The sequence below is a fragment of the Pseudomonas algeriensis genome, assembly GCF_048847255.1.
Classification (GTDB): domain Bacteria; phylum Pseudomonadota; class Gammaproteobacteria; order Pseudomonadales; family Pseudomonadaceae; genus Aquipseudomonas.
On sequence record NZ_JBKKRK010000024.1, the window covers coordinates 34,010 to 52,302 of the forward strand.

At 61.8% G+C, this 18,293-nt stretch carries 14 protein-coding genes; 5 read left to right on the forward strand and 9 right to left on the reverse strand.

Annotation, left to right across the window (positions count from 1 at the left end; all coding sequences use genetic code 11):
* Nucleotides 1–243: 243 nt before the first annotated feature.
* Complete coding sequence (locus ACLK1G_RS24735) at nucleotides 244–768, reverse strand: Mpo1 family 2-hydroxy fatty acid dioxygenase (RefSeq protein ID WP_420767762.1); 525 nt, start codon at nucleotides 766–768, stop codon at nucleotides 244–246.
* An 86-nt stretch (nucleotides 769–854) separates the two neighbouring features.
* Here ACLK1G_RS24735 and ACLK1G_RS24740 point away from each other — a divergent pair, with 86 nt between their 5' ends.
* The 3 genes from ACLK1G_RS24740 (at nucleotide 855) to ACLK1G_RS24750 (ending at nucleotide 3,309) form a co-directional block, all read left to right on the forward strand.
* A complete protein-coding gene (locus ACLK1G_RS24740) occupies nucleotides 855–1,541 on the forward strand; it encodes a Crp/Fnr family transcriptional regulator (RefSeq protein ID WP_420767763.1) in 687 nt (228 codons plus the stop codon).
* A gap of 288 nt (nucleotides 1,542–1,829) precedes the next feature.
* Entirely contained in the window at nucleotides 1,830–2,078 is a 249-nt protein-coding gene (locus tag ACLK1G_RS24745) for a helix-turn-helix domain-containing protein (RefSeq protein WP_039594199.1), read from the forward strand.
* Nucleotides 2,071–3,309, forward strand: a complete 1,239-nt coding sequence (locus ACLK1G_RS24750) for a type II toxin-antitoxin system HipA family toxin (RefSeq protein ID WP_420767764.1) — start codon at nucleotides 2,071–2,073, stop codon at nucleotides 3,307–3,309. Before ACLK1G_RS24745 ends, ACLK1G_RS24750 begins: the two co-directional genes overlap by 8 nt.
* 150 nt (nucleotides 3,310–3,459) lie before the next feature.
* Here ACLK1G_RS24750 and ACLK1G_RS24755 read toward each other — a convergent pair whose 3' ends face one another.
* Nucleotides 3,460–4,464: an AraC family transcriptional regulator gene (locus ACLK1G_RS24755; protein WP_420767765.1), complete on the reverse strand. Its 1,005-nt coding sequence runs from the start codon at nucleotides 4,462–4,464 to the stop codon at nucleotides 3,460–3,462.
* Between the two features lie 100 nt (nucleotides 4,465–4,564).
* Between ACLK1G_RS24755 and ACLK1G_RS24760 the strand changes: the two genes are divergently transcribed.
* Nucleotides 4,565–5,638 carry a fatty acid desaturase gene (locus tag ACLK1G_RS24760; protein ID WP_420767766.1) on the forward strand — a complete coding sequence of 358 codons (1,074 nt, stop codon included), beginning with the start codon at nucleotides 4,565–4,567 and terminating at the stop codon, nucleotides 5,636–5,638.
* Between the two features lie 174 nt (nucleotides 5,639–5,812).
* On the opposite strand, the gene ACLK1G_RS24765 is transcribed toward ACLK1G_RS24760, so the two are convergent.
* The 3 genes from ACLK1G_RS24765 to ACLK1G_RS24775 form a co-directional block, all read right to left on the reverse strand.
* Nucleotides 5,813–8,317, reverse strand: coding sequence for a TonB-dependent siderophore receptor (locus ACLK1G_RS24765; RefSeq protein ID WP_420767767.1), 2,505 nt, complete (start codon nucleotides 8,315–8,317; stop codon nucleotides 5,813–5,815).
* An 85-nt stretch (nucleotides 8,318–8,402) separates the two neighbouring features.
* Nucleotides 8,403–9,401 (reverse strand): FecR domain-containing protein, encoded by a 999-nt coding sequence (locus ACLK1G_RS24770; RefSeq protein ID WP_420767768.1) that lies wholly within the window; start codon nucleotides 9,399–9,401, stop codon nucleotides 8,403–8,405.
* Nucleotides 9,391–9,891 (reverse strand): sigma-70 family RNA polymerase sigma factor, encoded by a 501-nt coding sequence (locus ACLK1G_RS24775; RefSeq protein WP_420767769.1) that lies wholly within the window; start codon nucleotides 9,889–9,891, stop codon nucleotides 9,391–9,393. Before ACLK1G_RS24775 ends, ACLK1G_RS24770 begins: the two co-directional genes overlap by 11 nt.
* Nucleotides 9,892–10,156: 265 nt before the next feature.
* On the opposite strand from ACLK1G_RS24775, the gene ACLK1G_RS24780 reads away from it, so the two are divergent.
* A complete protein-coding gene (locus ACLK1G_RS24780; protein ID WP_420767770.1) occupies nucleotides 10,157–12,037 on the forward strand; it encodes a methyl-accepting chemotaxis protein in 1,881 nt (626 codons plus the stop codon).
* Between the two features lie 196 nt (nucleotides 12,038–12,233).
* Here ACLK1G_RS24780 and ACLK1G_RS24785 read toward each other — a convergent pair whose 3' ends face one another.
* From ACLK1G_RS24785 to ACLK1G_RS24800, 4 genes are read right to left on the reverse strand one after another with little or no spacing between them, the layout of a single operon-like run.
* Complete coding sequence (locus tag ACLK1G_RS24785; RefSeq protein ID WP_420767771.1) at nucleotides 12,234–12,698, reverse strand: SRPBCC family protein; 465 nt, start codon at nucleotides 12,696–12,698, stop codon at nucleotides 12,234–12,236.
* Between the two features lie 31 nt (nucleotides 12,699–12,729).
* Nucleotides 12,730–16,155, reverse strand: a complete 3,426-nt coding sequence (locus tag ACLK1G_RS24790) for an amino acid adenylation domain-containing protein (RefSeq protein WP_420767772.1) — start codon at nucleotides 16,153–16,155, stop codon at nucleotides 12,730–12,732.
* A 10-nt stretch (nucleotides 16,156–16,165) separates the two neighbouring features.
* Nucleotides 16,166–17,098 carry a diiron oxygenase gene (locus ACLK1G_RS24795; RefSeq protein WP_420767773.1) on the reverse strand — a complete coding sequence of 311 codons (933 nt, stop codon included), beginning with the start codon at nucleotides 17,096–17,098 and terminating at the stop codon, nucleotides 16,166–16,168.
* A complete protein-coding gene (locus ACLK1G_RS24800) occupies nucleotides 17,095–17,871 on the reverse strand; it encodes a DUF3050 domain-containing protein (protein ID WP_420767774.1) in 777 nt (258 codons plus the stop codon). Before ACLK1G_RS24800 ends, ACLK1G_RS24795 begins: the two co-directional genes overlap by 4 nt.
* Between the last annotated feature and the right edge of the window lie 422 nt (nucleotides 17,872–18,293).

Below are 18,293 nucleotides of genomic sequence, written 5' to 3' on the forward strand. Positions count from 1 at the left end.
GGGGTGTGGGCGCGTCTGGGGGTGCCACCCTGCGCCGTTTTTTGTGGCGGCCCCCCCCCCCCCCCCCCCCCCCCGCTCCCACAAGGAGATTTGTGTACGACGCAGATCCATTGTGGGAGCAAGGCTTGCCCGCGATGCAAACACCTCGGTGTAGCTGATAGACCGAGGCGATGCCATCGCGGGCAAGCCTTGCTCCCACAGGTTCGCGCTCCACAAGGGTGGCAGGCTGGTATGGCAGTGTTGTCAGGCCGCCGAACGCTGGTTGCGCAACGCCACCGGCCCGGCGCGCTCTTCGATGGCGCGCTTCAGTTCGCCGCGAAGCCCCAGCAGGAACCCCGCTTCCACCACCACGAACAACGGTCCGACAATCAGCCCGGTGAGGTCATCGACGAACGCCGGTTTGCGCCCTTCGTAGTAGTGACCGACAAACTGGATCACCCAGCCCACCACGAACATCCCCAGGCCGCTGGCCAGCCATAGCGCTGTGCTTTGCGCGGCGAGCACCTGGCCCAGCCAGACGGAAAGCCCCAGTAGCACCGTCATCAGCACACCCAGGCGCAACTCCAGGCGCAGATAAAACCAGGCGCTCGCCACCGCCACCAGCAGCGCGGGAGAAACCAGAACCGCACCCACCGACCATCCCGGCCGTGACAACAACACCGCGACCGCGACGAAGATCAGCGGGATGCCGATGAAATGGCTGGCGATATTGCGCGGGTCGCGGTGGTAGGCCGCGTATTGACTGAGGTGATCGACGAGGCTTTTCATTGTTGTTCCTCCTGGGGTGATGCCTGCATGATGAACGGGTTTCACGAGGCGCTCTGTCAGCTAGCCGACACTTGTCCGGAGTTTCCATGAATTCGCACCGCTGGCACACGCATCTGCTGACCGGACATTGGTACAGCCATTTGCCCGCTGAGTTACAGAATAGTCTGCTGGAGATGTCGCGGGTGCGCCGTTTACCGCCGGGGCAGCGGTTGTTCAAGCGTGGCGACGCGCCGTGCGGTTTGTACGCAGTGCTCGAAGGGGCGGTGCGCATCGGCGCGGTCAGCGAGCAGGGCAAGGAAGCGCTGCTGAGCGTAGTGGAGGCGCCTCATTGGTTCGGTGAAATCTGCCTGTTCGATGGGCAGCCTCGAACCCACGATGCCGTAGCCGTCGGGCAATGTTCGTTGCTGTATTTACCGCAGGCTGCGCTATTGGCTTTTCTGGAAGAACAACCCGTCTATTGGCGCCATCTTGCCTTGTTGATGAGCCACAAACTGCGCCTGACGTTCATCAATCTCGAACACCTGAGCCTGATGCCCGCCCCGGCCCGCCTGGCCCACCGCCTGCTGATGATCGCCGAAGGCTACGGCGAAATCGAACCGGCTCGGCGAGTCCTGCAACTGCCCCAGGAGCAACTGGCGCTGATGCTCTCGCTGTCGCGCCAGACCACCAACCAGATCCTCAAGGACCTGCAGGCCCAGGGCATTCTTCACCTGGGCTACGGCGAGATCGAAATCGTCGACATTGAACGGTTGCGAGCCCTGACCACGAACTAAAGCCGACGCGGCATCCGTGGCGAGGGAGCTTGCTCCCGCTGGCCTGCGCAGCAGGCCCCAGCAACCTACAGGCGGATCGCATAGGCCGGTTTTGCGACTGCTGCGCCCGAAGCGTCGGCCGGCCGAGCGGGAGCAAGCTCCCTCGCCACGGGCATGGGTTGTCTGGGCGAAGGTCATCCCGAGCAAGCACACATGTTTATGCGCTACACTTCACGATAAATATGAATTAAATACAGTGCATATCGCTAAATTTAATAGATGTGCACTGTATATGATGCGGGAAGTGCGATGGAAAACCTCGGCGATTTGATAAGACGACTTCGAAAAGAACACCGCCTCTCCCAGCAGGCATTGGCCGCACAGTACGGCATGAGCCGTGCCACGATTTCCGGCATCGAAAACAACACGATTGCGGAAGTCGGTATCCGCAAGGTCGAAGCGATCCTCAACGGTTTTGGCTACGAGCTGACAGCTGTCGCTCGCCCTGCGAAACGTCCCACGCTCGACTCACTGAAAAAGGATGCTTTCCATGGCTGACGAGCAAGGCCTGGACAGGTTGCAAGTCACCGTCAGTGAAACGGCGGTTGGCATTCTTGGGCGGGGTCAGCAGCGCAGTGAATCTGTGTTTGCCTATTCCACGGGGGCGCAAGAGGAGCAGTCGGTTTCGCTGACCATGCCGGTGCGTCTTGAAGGCTACGCATGGGCACCCGGCGTACCACCCATTTTTGAGATGAACCTGCCGGAAGGCGCCTTGCGTGATGAGTTGGTTCGCCGCTTCAGCAAAGCGGTACGAGGCTTTGACGACTTCGCCATGCTTGCCATCGTGGGGCCTCATCAATTGGGTCGGGTGGGCATTGGTCGTTTGGAGATTCCGGCCGGGCCGCCTGAAACCAGTCTGGCTGACTTGCTTGTACACGACGGGGCCGAGGGGTTGTTCGACGATCTGCTGAACACCTATGGGCAGTATTCGGGCGTGTCCGGCGTACAACCCAAGGTACTCATACGCGATAGCGCATCGACAGTCGATCGCTTGACCCACCGGGGTGCCACACACCTGATCAAGGCTTTTCGCGCGGACGAGTTTCCCGAGCTGGCTGCCAACGAGTTTTTTTGTATGCGGGCCGCATTGCATGCAGGGCTTGAGGTGCCGGAGTTCGAGCTCAGTGAACGCGGTAAGTTTCTGATCGTGAAGCGTTTCGATTTATCACGTGCTGGCGAATACCTGGGCTTTGAGGACTTCTGTGTGCTCAACGGCTCTCCTTCTAAAACCAAATACGACGGTTCGTATGAAGGCGCGGCCCGGCAGATCAAGGCGTACGTTTCACCTCATAAGCTCAATCAGGCGCTGGAGTCTCTGTTTAAAATCGTGGCGCTTTCGGCTGGTTTGAAAAATGGTGATGCGCACCTGAAGAATTTCGGGGTGCTCTATGACCACTGTGGCGCTGACGCATCTATCAGGCTCGCACCCGCCTACGACCTGGTCAGTACTGCGGTTTACATTCGTAATGACAACATGGCGCTCCTGCTGGGCGGCTCCAAAGCCTGGCCGAAATATAAAATGCTGATGGGGTTTGGTCGCTCAGCCTGCAACTTGACAGAGAAGCGCTGCAAGGAATTGTTGGAGCAGGTGATCCATGGAATGGATGTCGCCATGGTCGAAATGCGTCGCTACATGAATAGTCATCAGCCGTTCCGAGCGACAGGGGAAGCAATGGTCGACGCTTGGACATCGGGCCTTGCACGCAGCCTTAAACCCAGCGCCGACTGATCCCCCGGCAGCTGTGGCGTGGGAGCTTGCTCCCGCTGGCCTGCGCAGCAGGCCCCAGCGATCTACAGGCGGATCGCGTTGGCTGGTTTTGCGACTGCTGCGCCCGAAGCGTCGGACCGGCCGAGCGGGAGCAAGCTCCCTCGCCAATCCTTAACGCAACCCATCCCGAAACTGCCCCGGCGTCATGCCCGTCCAGCGCTTGAAGGCGCGGCTGAAGCTGCTGGTGTCGGCGAAGCCCAGCAGGTAGCTGACCTCACTCAGGGAGCATTGCGGATCGCGCAGATGCAGCAGCGCCAGATTCTCCCGGCATTCGTTGAGCAGCGCGTCGAAGCGGCAGCCTTCGTCGGCCAGGTGTCGCTGCAGGCTGCGCAGGCTCAGATGCATGGTTTGGGCGATGCGTTCGGCGCTGGGTTCGCCTTCGGGCAGCTGGGCTTCGATGGCGGCGCGGACCTTGCGTTCCCAAGTCAGCGGCTGGAGCTGGGCGAGGGTGCGCTTGAGCACGGTTTCGTTGTGCTCGGCCAGCTCTGGGTTCGCGTCGTCCAGGTGGCTGTCGAAATCCACGAGGTTGAATTCCAGGCTGTCCTGGTCGGCATCGAAATGCACCGGTGCGCGAAACACCTTGTGCCATGGGCTCGGGTCCAGCGGCTGCGGGCGGCGCAGGTACACCGCCAGCGGTGCGTAGTCGCGGCCCAGCCGGTTGCGGCAGGTGCGCACATAGATCGCGGCAAACGCGTCGATGGCTTCGAAGGCGGGAGCGGGGCGTCCCGCCGGTACATCGAGACTGAAGCGATAGCGGTCTTCGCCGCGGCTCAGTTGCAAGGTCAGCGCATCGCTGACCACCGGGTGATATCGCACGATCCGCTCGAACACTTCGCGCAAACTGCCGCTGGCCACCAGGGCGTAGCCCAGCGCATGGAACGTGGTGGGGCTGACGAAGCGCGACACCCGCAAGCCGATCGCCGGGTCGCCGCTGGCCTGCACCGCCAACGTCCACAGGCGCGTGGTGGCCGAAAGCGGGTAGCGGGCGTTCGGGTCGTCCATCAATACCGGGTCCAGGCCCGCTTCCACGCACAGGGCTTGGCTGTCCAGGCCCAGCGCATCGAGCTGTTTGCGCAGGGCGCGGGTCCAGCTGGCGAGGGAGGTGGGTTCGGTCATGACGATTGGCGCTTGCGGTCAACAGGTTGGCGTTTACGGCTACCACCCGATGGGACAACGCCCGGCAGGATGAGCACATCGTTAACAGAGGATGTAAGCCATGCACGGCACTTGCGCAAGCCCCGAGCGATTGAATGCACAACAGCGAGCCGCCCACATTCGCCAGGTTGTCCTGGCCCGAGGTGAGGAATTGCGTCGGCGCTACCCGATCCTGCAGCACCAGGACGCGCTGGGCGCAGGCATCCTGGCGTTCGCCCTGGCCGGGATGATCGGCTCGGCGCTGCTCTACATTAACGGTCACCTGGCCGGTTGGGCCTGCCTGCTGCTCAACGCGTTTTTCGCCTCGCTGACCCACGAGTTGGAACATGACCTGATCCACAGCATGTACTTCCGCAAGCAGCGCGTGCCCCATAACGTGATGATGGGTCTGGTGTGGCTGGCGCGGCCCAGCACCATCAACCCATGGATCCGCCGTCATCTGCACCTCAACCACCACAAAGTATCCGGCAGCGAAGCGGACCTGGAAGAGCGGGCGATTACCAACGGTGAGCCGTGGGGATTGGCGCGTTTGCTGATGGTGGGTGACAACGTGATGTCGGCGTTCATCCGCCTCCTGCGAGCCAAGACCTGGGCGCACAAGCGCAGCATCCTCAAGCGTACGCTGAAGGTGTACTTCCCACTGGCACTGCTGCATTGGGGCGCCTGGTACGTGTTCCTTGGTTTTCATGGGGCCAACGCTGTGGCCGGGCTACTGGGCGCTTCCATCGACTGGTCGGCCAATACCCTGGCGACGATGCACATCATCGACATCGCCGCCGTGGTGATCATCGGCCCGAATGTGCTGCGCACCTTTTGCCTGCATTTCATCAGTTCGAACATGCATTACTACGGCGACATCGAGCCGGGCAATGTCATCCAGCAGACCCAAGTGTTGAACCCCTGGTGGCTGTGGCCGTTGCAGGCGTTCTGCTTCAACTTCGGCAGCAGCCATGGCATTCATCATTTCGTGGTGAAGGAGCCGTTCTACATCCGGCAGATGACGGTGCCGGTGGCCCATGAGGTGATGCGGGAGATGGGCGTGCGGTTCAACGATTTCGGCACGTTCGGGCGGGCGAATCGGTTTGCGGGTGAGGAAGGCGTTGTGAGGGAAGAGGCGAAGGCCGTTCAGGCCTAAGAGCAAAGAGATAACTGTTGTGGCGAGGGGATTTAGCGAACCGTCGCACCGCCCCGCTGGACCGCGAAGCGGGCCCAAAAAAACTGGGGCCGCTGCGCGGCCCAGCGGGGATAAATCCCCTCGCCACAGGGGTATCTTTCAGGCCAGACAAATGCGTCTGGCCGGGAGGATGAGTCAGAACTGATAACTCACAGTAGCCGCCACATTGCGCTCTTCGCCCATGTAGCAGAAGTTCAGGCTGGCGCACGAGGCGACGTAGGTTTCGTTGGTCAGGTTGTTCGCGTTCAGGCGCACGTCCACGCCCTTCAAGCCGACCTTGCCCAGGTCATACCCCACCGACGCATCGAACAACGTGTAGGACGGCACCTTCATGGTGTTCTCCGCATCGACCCAACTGTAGCCGACATAACGCACGCCGCCGCCCAGTCGCAAGCCATCGAGCGTGCCGCTGTCGAACTTGTAGTCCGCCCACACCGAGGCCATGTGGCGCGGGGCCTGGGTCGGTGAGTTGCCTTTGTTTTCGATGATGTTGGTCGGGGTGCTCAGCGTGCTGACCATCGACTTCGAATATTCGATGTCGGTGAAGGTGTAGCTGCCCAGCACTTTGAACTGCTCGGTCAACTGTACGTGCGCTTCCAGTTCCAGCCCTTGGGAACGAACGGCGCCGACGGCGCGATAGAAATTTTCCTGGGGCAGCTTGGTCGCGAGGTTTTCCTGATCGATGCGGAACAGCGAGGCGGTGTACAAATCATCGGTGCCTGGCGGTTGGTACTTCAAGCCCAGTTCCCACTGCTTGCCGTCGGTGGGCGCCAGTGGATTGCCAGCGCTGTCGGCGTAGGAGTTGGGGTTGAACGACTCCGAGTAGCTGATGTACGGGGCCAGGCCGTTGTCGAACAGGTACAGCGCTCCGACGCGGCCGGTGAGCTTGGTGCGCTTGTCATTGATCTCGGTGCCTTCAGGGCGACCAGCTTCGGCGATGCGGTTTTCATCCGAAGTTTCGACCCAGTCCTGGCGCAGGCCCAGGGAGAAGCGCCACTTGTCCATTTCGATCAGGTCTTGCAGATAGACACCGGTTTGCTCCAGGCGTCGCACGTAGCTGGTCGCGCTGACGTTGGTGATCGCCGAGTTTCCGTAGACCGGGTCGAAGGCGTTGATCGGGGCGAGGCTGCCGCTGGTCCAGTCGACCACGGTCTTGCGCCGCTGGTAGTCCGCGCCCATCAGCACGGTGTGCTTGGTCGCGCCGGTGAAAAATTCGGCCTGCAGCATGTTGTCGACGATGAACGAATGCAGCTTTTCATCGGCGCCGGTGTAGTAACGGTTCAACTCGTTGCTGGTGGGGCTGGTCCAGCCGAAGGCATAGACCTGATTGTTGGTGACGTCGGAGTCCAGGTAGCGGAAGTTTTGCCGGGCGGTGAAGACATCGTTGAAACGGTGTTCGAATTGATAACCGAACGACTGCTGATCACGTTCGTAAACGTCGACGCCGGGCTCGCCTTCGAAGAAATTTTCCGAGATCCGCCGACCGTTGCGCGGGTGCAGTGCGCCGTCGGCCGGTACGCCGCCATGGTAGCCGCCGTCGGGTTCGTGCTGCAGGTAGGCTTGCAGGGTCAGCGAGGTGTCCTCGGTGAAGTCGATGCTGACGGTGGGCGCCAGGGTGAAGCGCTTTTCTTTGTTGTGATCGAACTGGGTATCGGAGGTGTCCGCCAGGCCGATCAGGCGATAGGCGATGCGTTTTTCATCGTCCACCGGCCCGCTGAAGTCGAAGCCCACGCCGCGCTGGCCCTGGGTGCCGACAGTGGCCTGGACCTGATGGTAGGCCTCATAAAGCGGCTTTTTGCTGGTAAGCGCCACCAGGCCGCCCGGAGAACTGCGGCCATACAGCACCGACGACGGGCCCTTGAGGATGTCGACGCGCTCGAGAAAGTACGGGTCGACCTGCATGGAACTGTAGGTGCCGCTGTCGCCCATGGACTTGAGGCCGTCGAGGTAGATGTTATCCACCGAGCCGTCGTTGAAGCCGCGCATGGCCACGTAATCGTAGCGATGGGTCGCACCGTAGGGGTTGGTCAGCACGCCGGGGGTGTAGCGCATCGCCTGGGATACGGTCTGCGCGCCCTGGTCGTCCATTTGCTCGCGCGTCACCACCGATACGCTTTGTGAAGTCTCTCGCAGGGCGGTACTGGTCTTGGTCGCGACTTGGCTGTGGGTGGCGTTGTAGCCCGCCATGCTGCCCAAGGCGTTACCCAGGGCGAAGCCCTTGACGTCAGTGGTCGGCAGCGCCAGTGCACTGTCCCCGGCCTGGGCCTGCAATACGTAGCCGCTGCCTTCCTGGCCGACCGCAATCAGCCCCGAACCGCTGAGCAACTGGTCCAAGGCCTGGTCCGCCGAGTAGTCACCTTTGAGCCCAGGCGACTGGCGGCCAGCGGTTTGCTCGGGGGTGCTCGCCAGGGTAATCCCGGCCTGGCGCGCGAACTGATTCAGCACCTCGTTCAACGGGCCTGCCGCGATGTTGTAGCTCTGACGGCTGGCCGTGACGCCGTCCTGCGCGGCGACAGCGAGCATCGGCACGGCGCTGACGCCCAGCGCGGTGCTCAGCAGTGCGGCGTGGACGGCTTGGCGCAAAGGGCTGGTTTGCGAGGAACAGCCGAAGGAGGTCTTGAGGGTTACGCGCTCAGTCATTTTGGGTTTCCGTTGGAGTCGCTGAAGGCAGATAAGCGTTACTTACTGTCCTAGCCGGACGCCCTCGCAAAACCCGCCAAAAAAATCAGGCCGCACGTTCCACCGTGACCCACCAGCGGGTTCGATAATGCAGCTGCACGGGCAGCGTGCGGGGGAGCACGGCCAGCATCTTGTCGATGTCATCCAGGCGGAAGACTCCGGACAAGCGCAGGTCCGCGGCCGAGGCGGCGCATCTCAGACAGCCCCGGCGGTAGCGGCCGACCTCGTTGAGGAAGTCTTCCAGGCGCATGTTGCGCGTCACGATCAAGCCGTCCGCCCAGGCGCCGGCGTCCATGTCCAGGGGCGGCGCCAGGGTCGCTGTCGATGAACTGACGATGTAGCTTTGCCCTGCCTCCACGTGGATCGGCGCGCCCTCGCTGTTGCGATGTGAGCGAATGGCGACCCGGCCGCTGGTGACGCCCAGGCGCGTGCAGCCGCTGTCCTGGCGCACGACGAAGCGCCCTTCCAGTCCTTCGAACAGACCCTCTCGGCTTTTCACCAGCAGCGGGCGTCCTGGGTCTCGGCCACAGGTGACCATGATTTCGCCGCGGGTCAACGTGATCAGACGCTGGCTGGCGGTGTAGTCGAGGTCGGCGGCGCTGTGGGTGTTGAGTTCAAGTCGTGTGCCGTCCGGCAGTTGGAAGCCGCGTCGTTCGCCTGTGGCAGTGGCGAAGTCGGCACGCCACGGCTGCCAGCCTAGGTCCTTGCCCAGCCATGCGGCGGCGCCCACCACGGCGACGCCGGACAACAATTTCAGGGCCTGGCGTCGACCGAGGCGCTGGGCGCTGGCCTCCAGGGTGTCGAGGGCAATATGAGCACTGGGCACGGCGCGCAGGTTGGAGGTGAGTTCGCTGTGCAGCGATTGCACCCGTTGCCAAGCCAATTCGTGATCGTGATGGGCGATGCGCCAGGCGTCGCACTGTTGGCGAAGGATCGGATTGGCGGCATGGTTGCGCAGGCGCAGCAGCCAATGGATCGCTTGCTTGACCACCAGTTGCGAAGGACCTCGACCGCGCGATGGCGGGTCGATCGGCTCAATCTTCATAGCGCAGCACGTAGCAGTGGTACAGCGCATCGGCGACGTACCGCTCCACCGACCGAAGCGAGATGCCCATTTGCTCGGCGATCTGCTTGTGGGTCATGCCGTCACACTGTGCAAGCAGGAACGCCCTGCGTACTTTCGGCTTGAGGCCGTCGAGCATGCGGGAAATGCCCTCCAGCAGTTCGAGGATCAGGGCTTGGGCTTCGGCACTTGGGATCTGGGCCTGCGGCAGATGCGCGATGGTTTCGAGGTAGGCGCGTTCTATTTCTTCCCGGCGCCAGTGATCGATCACCAAGCCCTGCGCGATGGTGCGCAGGAAGGCGCGCGGTGCCGTGAGTTCCAGGCGTTCGGTGCGTTGCAGCAGGCGCACGAAGGTGTCCTGGGCCAGGTCAGCCGCATCGGCGGCGTTGCCCAGTCGGTGGCGCAGCCATGTATGGAGCCAGCCGTGATGGCTGCAATAAAGCGCCTGTACTGCTAACTGGGGGGAGGACATGAGCGCAATAGCCTGATATCACAAATGATAATAGGTCGCATTGTCATAAGCGTTCATTAAATTTGCAACCACTGTTCGACGCAGGCTGTGTGATGTTGGCAATCATCTCGTCGGACAATTGAACAAGGGCCTAATCTTTTCCACGGGTTGGCCGACAGAAGGGTATGCGTGCACCAAAATGGAGCGGATCCAATCTCCAGCTCTTGCGGCTACATGGAACTGCCAACCGGAATGCACCCCCATCCCCTGCATAAGAAGTCCCTCCATGAATCTTAAGTTCAGCCACAAAATCCTCTTGGCCGCCTCTGGTGTGGTGGTGTTGGCTTTTGCCCTGTTCACGCTCTATAACGATTACCTGCAACGCAATACCATCGGTCGCAGCCTGGAATCCTCCATCGAGCAATCCGGTGACCTGACGGCCAGCAGCATCCAGAACTGGATGAGCGGGCGGGTGCTGGTGTTGGAAAACCTGGCTCAGAACATCGCGCACCAAGGGGCGGGCGCCGATTTGCCAGGGCTCGTGGACCAGCCGGCGTTGACCTCGAACTTCCAGTTCACCTACGTGGGCCAGAACACCGGCGTGTTCACTCAACGACCTGACGCGAAGATGCCCGACGGCTACGACCCGCGTCAGCGCCCTTGGTACAAACAGGCCGTGGCCGCCGATAAAACCATGCTGACCCCACCCTACGCGGCGGCAGTGGGCGGCCTGGTGGTGACCATTGCCCTGCCGGTCAAGCACAACGGTGAATTGTTGGGCGTGGTGGGCGGTGACCTGAGCCTGGAAACCCTCGTGAAAATCATCAACTCCGTGGACTTTGGCGGGATCGGTCATGCGTTTTTGGTCAGCGGCGACGGCCAGGTCATCGTCAGCCCGGACAAAGACCAGGTAATGAAAAACCTCAAGGACATCTACCCCGGCACCCCTGTGCGTATCGGCAAGGGCATCCAGGAAGTTGAGCTGAACGGGGAGGACCGCATCCTTTCGTTCACCCCGGTGGCAGGTTTGCCGGGCGCCGAGTGGTATATCGGCCTGTCGATCGACAAGGCCAAGGCCTACGCACCGCTGAGCCATTTCCGTACGTCTGCGTTGATTGCGATGTTCATTGCAGTGGCTGCGATTGCGTTGCTGCTGAGTCTGCTGATCCAGGTGTTGATGCGCCCGCTCACCACCATGGGCCGCGCCATGCAGGACATCGCCCAGGGTGAAGGCGACCTGACCCGGCGCCTCGTGGTGCAGGGCAAGGACGAATTCGCGGTATTGGGAGGGTCGTTCAACCAGTTCGTGGAACGTATCCACGCGTCGATCGCCGAAGTGTCTTCCGCCACGCGTCAGGTGCATGACCTGTCGCAACGGGTGATGACATCTTCCAACGCCTCCCTGGTTGGATCGGATGAGCAGAGCGCGCGCACCAATAGCGTGGCCGCCGCGATCAATCAGTTGGGCGCCGCGACCCAGGAAATCGCCCGTAACGCCGCCGATGCCTCGCAACACGCCAGTGGCGCCAGCGAGCAAGCGGACGATGGTCGTCAGGTGGTGGAAAAAACCATCCAGGCGATGACCGAGCTGTCACAGAAAATCAGCCTGTCGTGCACCCAGATCGAAACCCTGAACGCCAGCACCGACAACATCGGGCACATCCTGGATGTGATCAAGGGCATCTCCCAGCAAACCAACCTGCTGGCCTTGAACGCCGCCATCGAAGCGGCCCGTGCCGGGGAGGCCGGACGTGGTTTTGCTGTAGTGGCCGATGAAGTGCGCAACCTGGCGCACCGCACCCAGGAGTCGGCTGAAGAGATTCACAAGATGATCACCTCGCTGCAAGTCGGCTCCCGTGAAGCGGTGACCACGATGAACGCGAGCCAGGCTTCCAGCGAGGAGAGCGTGGAAGTGGCGAACCAGGCCGGCTTGCGCTTGGTCAGCGTGACCCAGCGCATCGGCGAAATCGACGGCATGAACCAATCCGTGGCCGCCGCGACCGAGCAACAGACAGCCGTGGTGGAGACCCTCAACATGGACGTCACGCACATCAATACGTTGAACCAGCAAAGCGTCGCCAACCTCAACGAAACCCTGAAGGATTGCGATGCCTTGTCGCAGCAGGCCAATCGATTGAAGCAACTGGTGGACAGCTTCAAGATCTGACGGACCCGATCCCCCGTGGCGAGGGAGCTTGCTCCCGCTGGCCTGCGCAGCAGGCCCCTGCAAGCCTGCAGGCGGACCGCGTTGGCTGGCTTTACGCCTGCTGCGCAGCCGAGCGGGAGCAAGCTCCCTCGCCACGGGTGTGGGTTGTCTGGGCTGATGCCATCGCGAGCAGGCTCGCTCCCACAGGGTTTTTTGGTCAGGCGAACATCTTCACCACATTTCCCATCGCCTCATCGGCGAACCCTTGCAGGAAATCCCTGAACCCTTCCCGTGTGTGCGCCTCGGTGTGGTCGGCGATGATGGTCCAGGTGGCGCGGCAGCGGCTGTCTCCCAGGGGCTCGACGCGCATCGCCGCCCAGAGGTTGTCGATGCCGAGGGTGTTGTAGATCAGCGTCCAGGTCATGTGCATGGCCTGGTCATCGCGGCTGTTGAGTTGCTCCACCACTAGGTTTTGTCCGTCGCGGAAGAATTTCTTGCGCAGCGAACGCACGCCGTCGCCAGTCATTTCGATGTATTCAAGGGCTGGAATAAAGCGGTTGAACCCGCCGAAGTCGCCCACCACTTCCCAGACGCGCGCGGCGTCGGCGGGCACTTGCACCGAGGTTTCGACATGGCAGGCTTGAGGGTTCTTGATCAGGGTGTCGGGTTGAAAAGCACTCATGGTCTTGCTCCTTGCGTGGGGTTGGGTTGCTTCAGATGAAATCGATGGCCTTGAGGTAATCAGCACCGCGGCGCAGCAGGGCCGGGGACTTTTCCGGGTAACGGGTGCCCATCTGCCTCACGCCGGACCGGGCGTTGTCATGGCGGATCAGGGAGATGTCGCCGATGTCCTCTTCGAAGCCGTTGAGGTAGAAACCCAGTACGCCGAACAGCGCGTTGTCGGTATCGACCCGCGCCAGCTGCTGTTGCCAGTCCGCGACACTGACCAGCGCGAATTCCCGGCCACTGTCGCGGAACGACGCCACATAGGCGTCCCAGCTCAAGGGTTCGGGATTGTGCAGGTTGAACACGGCCTGGTTGGGTTGGTAACGGCTGGCGTGGAAGGCGATGAAGCGGGCCAGGAAGTCCACCGGCATCAGGTCGAAATTGAGCGACAGATCCGGCACCTGGCCGAGCTGGATCGATCCCTTGAGCATCAGCATCAAGCGGTTCTTGTGGGGCTGGCAGACCCCGGTCTGGCTGTTGAAGCTGATGTTGCCGGGACGGAACAGATTGACCCGGACGCCAAGGTCCCGGGCCCGTTGCAGAATCCGCTCGCCGACCCATTTGGACAGGTTGTAGCCATTCTTGATGTAGATCGGCGGTGTCCTTGCTGCTGGCTGCTCCAGCACCTGCCCGTTAGCGTCCAGGGTGCTGGAGGCCGACAGCGTCGAGACGAAGTTGAAGATTTTCTTGCTGCGCCCTTCGCACAGCCGCAGGCATTCGAAGATGGGCTCGACGTTGTCCCGCGCCAGGGACTCGTAGTCGAGCACATGATTGACATGGGCGGCGTTGTGCACCAACGCGCCGAACGTGCTGTCGATCCGCTGGTAGGTGTCGTCCGGCAAGCCCAGTTGTGGCTGGGTGATGTCGGCGGCGTAGACGCTGACACGGCTCAGGTCCAGATGCTCCAGGCGATTTTCCCGCAGGGCCTGGGCGAACCGCTGGGCCGCGCTTTGCCCGCCGGATTCACGCACCAGGCACGCCACTTCCGTGGCCCCCCACGCCAGCAACGCTTCGACGATATGCACGCCGAGAAAGCTGTTGGCGCCGGTCACGACCACTTTATGCACATCACCGCTCTGGCTGATGGGCAGTGGAGCGAGGTTGAGTTCGGCTTCGGCGTCGATGAAAGCCTGGGGGCTCAGCGAGGGTGCATCGCTCTGGTCGGGGGCATCGAGCAACTTCGCCAAGGTGATCAGCGTCGGTGCTTCAATGAAGCGGTTGATCGACAGGCTGCGACCAAACGTCTGCCTGAGACTCAACAGCAGCTGCGAAAGCAGGATCGAATGCCCGCCAAGGTTGAAAAAACTCTCGTCGATGGCGATGTCCTCGGCTGGCAACTGCAGCAGCTCGGCCCATAGCTGTCGGAGCTGGGTTTGCAATGCATTTTGTGGCTGACGTCCTTGAACTCCTGCCTGGACCGATCCCGCCGACGCCAGCAATGCCCGGCGATCGACCTTGCCGTTGCTGGTGTAAGGCAGGCTGGGCAGCTCTACATAGGCCGCCGGGTGCATGTAGCTCGGCAGCGAATCCTGCACATGCTGGCGCAAGGCGTTGAGGGCCGCGCCGGGTCGATCGTCCACGGGGTTCGCCAGGAACGCCAGGATCCGCCGTCGCTCGTCGACCCCCACCGCCACCTGACGAAACACTTGGCTGTCGCGCAGGCAATGCTCGATCTCCTCGGGCTCGACCCGAAAGCCGCGGATCTTGACCTGGTTGTCGCGGCGGCCGCACAGCTCGATCCCGTCGTCGGTCCACTGGCCGATATCCCCCGTGCGATAGACCCGCAGCGCTTGCTCGTTGGGCAGCGTCAGGTCGAGATAACGGCTGCTGGTCAGCACTGGATCGTTCAGGTACCCCAGGCCGACTCCAGGCCCTGCGATGTACAGCTCGCCGGGTGTGCCCTGGGGCACCGGTTGCAGGTGTTCGTCGAGGATGAGCACGCGGGCATTGCCGATGGGTATACCGAGGTTGCGGTTGTTATCGCCTACGGCGAATTGCCGCGTGGTGGCCAATACCGTGGTTTCCGTCGGGCCGTAGATATTGTGGAACCGGCACTGCGGCGCCAGTCGCTCGATCACGTACGGCTCGCAGACGTCCCCGCCAGTAATCAGGTGCGCCAGCCTCAATGACGCCTCCAGCGGCATGACGCTCAACAGCGCGGGCGGCAGGAAGGCATGGCTGACGCGCTGTTCACGCATCAACGACTCCAGTCGCTGCGGGTCGCGGCGCTGATCCTCGCTGGGCACCACCAGCAGTCCGCCTTGGATGAAGGTCGGCAAGATGTCCAGCAACGATGCGTCGAAGTTGATGGTGGAAAACTGCAACGCTCGGCTGTCGCGCCGCAGCTCGACATGATCTGCGTACCAGGCGCAGAAATGGCTGAGGTTGCGGTGGCTGAGCAGGACCCCCTTGGGCTGGCCGGTGGTGCCGGAGGTGTAGATCGCCACGGCTGGTTCGTCGGCATTCACCACGCGGCGAATCGTCGAGGCCGGGAGGCCAGGCTTGGACGAAGACAGCCGATGGACATTCAGCATCGGCGTCGGGCTATCGCCCAGGTCGCTGTCGCCATCGTGCAACAAGAGATCGGCCTTGGCGTTGTCGAGGATGAACCGCCGGCGTTGCGCCGGGTGTTGCGGGTCCAGCGGCAGGTACACCGCCCCGCACCCCAGCACCGCAAGGATTGCAGCGTACAGCTGCGCGGATTTGGGCAGGCACACGGCGATCACCCGTGGATGATCGGTTGCTCTTCCCAGGCTTGCCGTTATGGCCTCCTGCAACCGCAACACCCAATTGCGCAAGGTCCTGTAGTCGATGAGCTGACCCTCGACCCACAGGGCAGGCTGCGATGCGTCGTCGAGCATGCGCTGCTCGATGCTGTGCATGACAGGCATTTTTGCGGCCGCCAGCAGCCAAGGTACGGCGGGCCGGTTAAGGCAGTGTTTGAAGGCCAGCGGCTCCAACGCATCGAGCCCGTGCTCGGGTTGGTCGCTGGGCTCGTGCGGGGCCGTCGGCCATTGATCGAAACCGTGCTCATCGCGTGACAGATGACTGACCAGCCGTGCGCCGTGCTCGACGATTGCGGTTATTGCCTGCTGGCGCAGCGACTGGCCGTTGCCGTCGCTCGGCGTGGTGATCACTTCGTGGACCAGCAGTCGCTGCGCTGCGTCACGGAAAAACACCACCGGCCGCGGCAATGCCTGGCCGGGCGCTTCCTGGAATGCCACGCGCAGCCGGAGCTCAACACCAGCCTCGATGGCCCCTGGCGCCGTACCATCGTCGATCAACAGGTCGATCGCGCGGTCGCCGGCCGGTGATTGTGGACCCACGACGGCGTGGCCGTGTCGTTCAAGTTCCCGGGCCAGTTCGGCCAGGGCCTGGCTGTGGCCAGACATTGCGATTTCGAGGCGTCTCATCGGAAGGTCCTCATGGGGTCAGGTAGTCGGCCAGGGCATCGCGCACGCAGGCTGACGCCAGCATCGAGCTGCCGCGGAAGAACCGCGTGATGTTGCCCACCAACGGGTGAAAACGGTTGATGAGATAAGCCAGCGCCCGGGCGTCTTCGCGCAGCGACTGGCGTGCCGATTCGTCGATCGGCAAGTGGTTGATCAGCTCGAAATCGAACGCCTGCTGCAGGTCGCTCGCCAGGTAATCGGCGATGAAACCGGGCATCAGCCGCGCAATCGTCTCGCGGTCCTCTTCGGGCGCGGCGCGCCAGTAAATCTGTACCAGCCGCGTCCAGAAACCGGAGTGGCGTCCCTCATCCTGCAGGTGATCGGCCATGAGCCCCTTGATCGAGGCCTTGACCGAGTCGTCCCGGGCAAAGGCTGCCACTTCGTTGGTCACGGTGTTTTCGGCGATGGCGATGCAGACCAACTCCACGGCGCTGAGCAGATGCTCCGGTGTTCGCGCCAGCGTGGCCGGAATGGCACGGCTGAGCTCGATCTGCTGGGGCAACGGGATCGGTGCGATGCCGGTCATGTCGATGGTTTGCTGCATGAAGTCCATCGCCACCAGCGCGTGGTAGTCCTCGTCCACCACCACGGTCATCGCGTCATAGCGACAGGCGAATGGAAACTCGATGCCAAAGCGGTTCTTGGCGATGCGCCGGGCGGTGTGATCCACCAGCTCGGTCTCGAAAATCACCACGTCGTTGATGAACTTGTAGAGACTCTGCACCAGGACAAAATCACGCAATTGCGGGCAATGGGTCAGGAAGGTCTGGCTGTGCACCATGGGTTGGCGGCTCATGGGAAAGATCAGCTTGTCGTCATCCTCGACCCGGCGCCGTGGCCGGGTACGGATCGTCGCCCGGCTTTCCCAGGCGTCGGCGAATGACTGGTATTGGATGGCATTCATGGCGTCACCTGCGCAACCGGCTGGGTCATGCTCAGGCGCAGGCCATCCCACAAGGCTGCGCGGCTGTGGACGGCAGCGAGGGCAGCGGCGAGGACTTCGCGCTCGCGCTGCGGGTCGCCATCGATCAGCCGCGCCAGCAATTTTTCCGCCGCCGGGCCGTGGTCTTCGGAGTCCACCTCGATATGGCGTTGCAGGTAATAACGAAACGTCGGTGCCTGATCCAGGCCGATACCCCAGGCGTCCAGCATCCGCTGGAACATCTGCGGGATGACGCTTTCGCGACCATGCACGAACGCGGCGGCCACGCTGTGGGCCGGGGCGTGCAGGGCGGTGTGCAGGGTCTGGCGCACGAAGCGCGCGGCGGCCGGTTCTACCTCGACGCTGTCCAGCGCGGTTTCGGGGCTGACGCCTTCTTGCTGCAGGGCGATGAATTGTTCAATCGCCTGGGTGTCCGCGCCTACCTCGCGCATGGCGTCCAGATACAGTTCGAAATGGCTGCAATAACCGGCACCGGGACGGTCGTCGGATTCTTCTCCCAGAACGATTTCGTTGATCAGACGCGCGGCATGGGGGTCGGCGGGTGGCAGCCACGGCAGTTGGATGCAGGTCAGTTCCCTTTGCAGCCGCTTGGTCAGGGACATGAAGTCCCACACGGCGAAAACGTGGCTTTCCATAAAACGGCGCAACAGGTCGATTGATGTTATTTCGGAAAAAACCGGGTGTTCACCAAGTTCGTGTTTTTTCAGAGATAGTTGTTCTTTGGTTGGCTGCATTGGAACGTCCTCATCAATATTGTTTGTCCGGAAAGTTGCTCGCCTGTTTTTGTCGGGGCGAGCGAGTGCGCGAACCGGAATTCATGTTCACTTGGAACTTTTAACTGATACCTGCTTGTGGCTGTGTGGCTTGCTACAGGCGCATACCATGGTGCCTGTGGGCGTCGATAGCAACTCGACGAGTAAAAAATTAGTACAAGTTTCAAACGCTTCGCAAGTTATTTTTTTTATATTTAAAGCGGTGTTTTTATTGGGCGCGAAGAGGATGGTTAAAACTTTGTTTATAAGTTTTATTGGCGCGAAGTTGCTCCTTCCGATTTATAACGATCAGAATCGAATGGTTCGAGTGAATGCCTCACTCGGAGCACTTCAGGGATCAAGGGAAGTAAGAAGTTGATGTTTTATGGACGGGAACCCGGTCG

Coding starts and splice junctions, on each gene's coding strand:
- ACLK1G_RS24780 (WP_420767770.1), top strand. CDS start 10,157: ATGAATCTTAAGTTCAGCCACAAAATCCTCTTGGCCGCCTCTGGTGTG.
- ACLK1G_RS24760 (WP_420767766.1), top strand. CDS start 4,565: ATGCACGGCACTTGCGCAAGCCCCGAGCGATTGAATGCACAACAGCGA.
- ACLK1G_RS24795 (WP_420767773.1), bottom strand. CDS start 17,098: ATGAATGCCATCCAATACCAGTCATTCGCCGACGCCTGGGAAAGCCGG.
- ACLK1G_RS24755 (WP_420767765.1), bottom strand. CDS start 4,464: ATGACCGAACCCACCTCCCTCGCCAGCTGGACCCGCGCCCTGCGCAAA.
- ACLK1G_RS24770 (WP_420767768.1), bottom strand. CDS start 9,401: ATGAAGATTGAGCCGATCGACCCGCCATCGCGCGGTCGAGGTCCTTCG.
- ACLK1G_RS24775 (WP_420767769.1), bottom strand. CDS start 9,891: ATGTCCTCCCCCCAGTTAGCAGTACAGGCGCTTTATTGCAGCCATCAC.
- ACLK1G_RS24740 (WP_420767763.1), top strand. CDS start 855: ATGAATTCGCACCGCTGGCACACGCATCTGCTGACCGGACATTGGTAC.
- ACLK1G_RS24785 (WP_420767771.1), bottom strand. CDS start 12,698: ATGAGTGCTTTTCAACCCGACACCCTGATCAAGAACCCTCAAGCCTGC.
- ACLK1G_RS24750 (WP_420767764.1), top strand. CDS start 2,071: ATGGCTGACGAGCAAGGCCTGGACAGGTTGCAAGTCACCGTCAGTGAA.
- ACLK1G_RS24765 (WP_420767767.1), bottom strand. CDS start 8,317: ATGACTGAGCGCGTAACCCTCAAGACCTCCTTCGGCTGTTCCTCGCAA.
- ACLK1G_RS24735 (WP_420767762.1), bottom strand. CDS start 768: ATGAAAAGCCTCGTCGATCACCTCAGTCAATACGCGGCCTACCACCGC.
- ACLK1G_RS24745 (WP_039594199.1), top strand. CDS start 1,830: ATGGAAAACCTCGGCGATTTGATAAGACGACTTCGAAAAGAACACCGC.
- ACLK1G_RS24800 (WP_420767774.1), bottom strand. CDS start 17,871: ATGCAGCCAACCAAAGAACAACTATCTCTGAAAAAACACGAACTTGGT.
- ACLK1G_RS24790 (WP_420767772.1), bottom strand. CDS start 16,155: ATGAGACGCCTCGAAATCGCAATGTCTGGCCACAGCCAGGCCCTGGCC.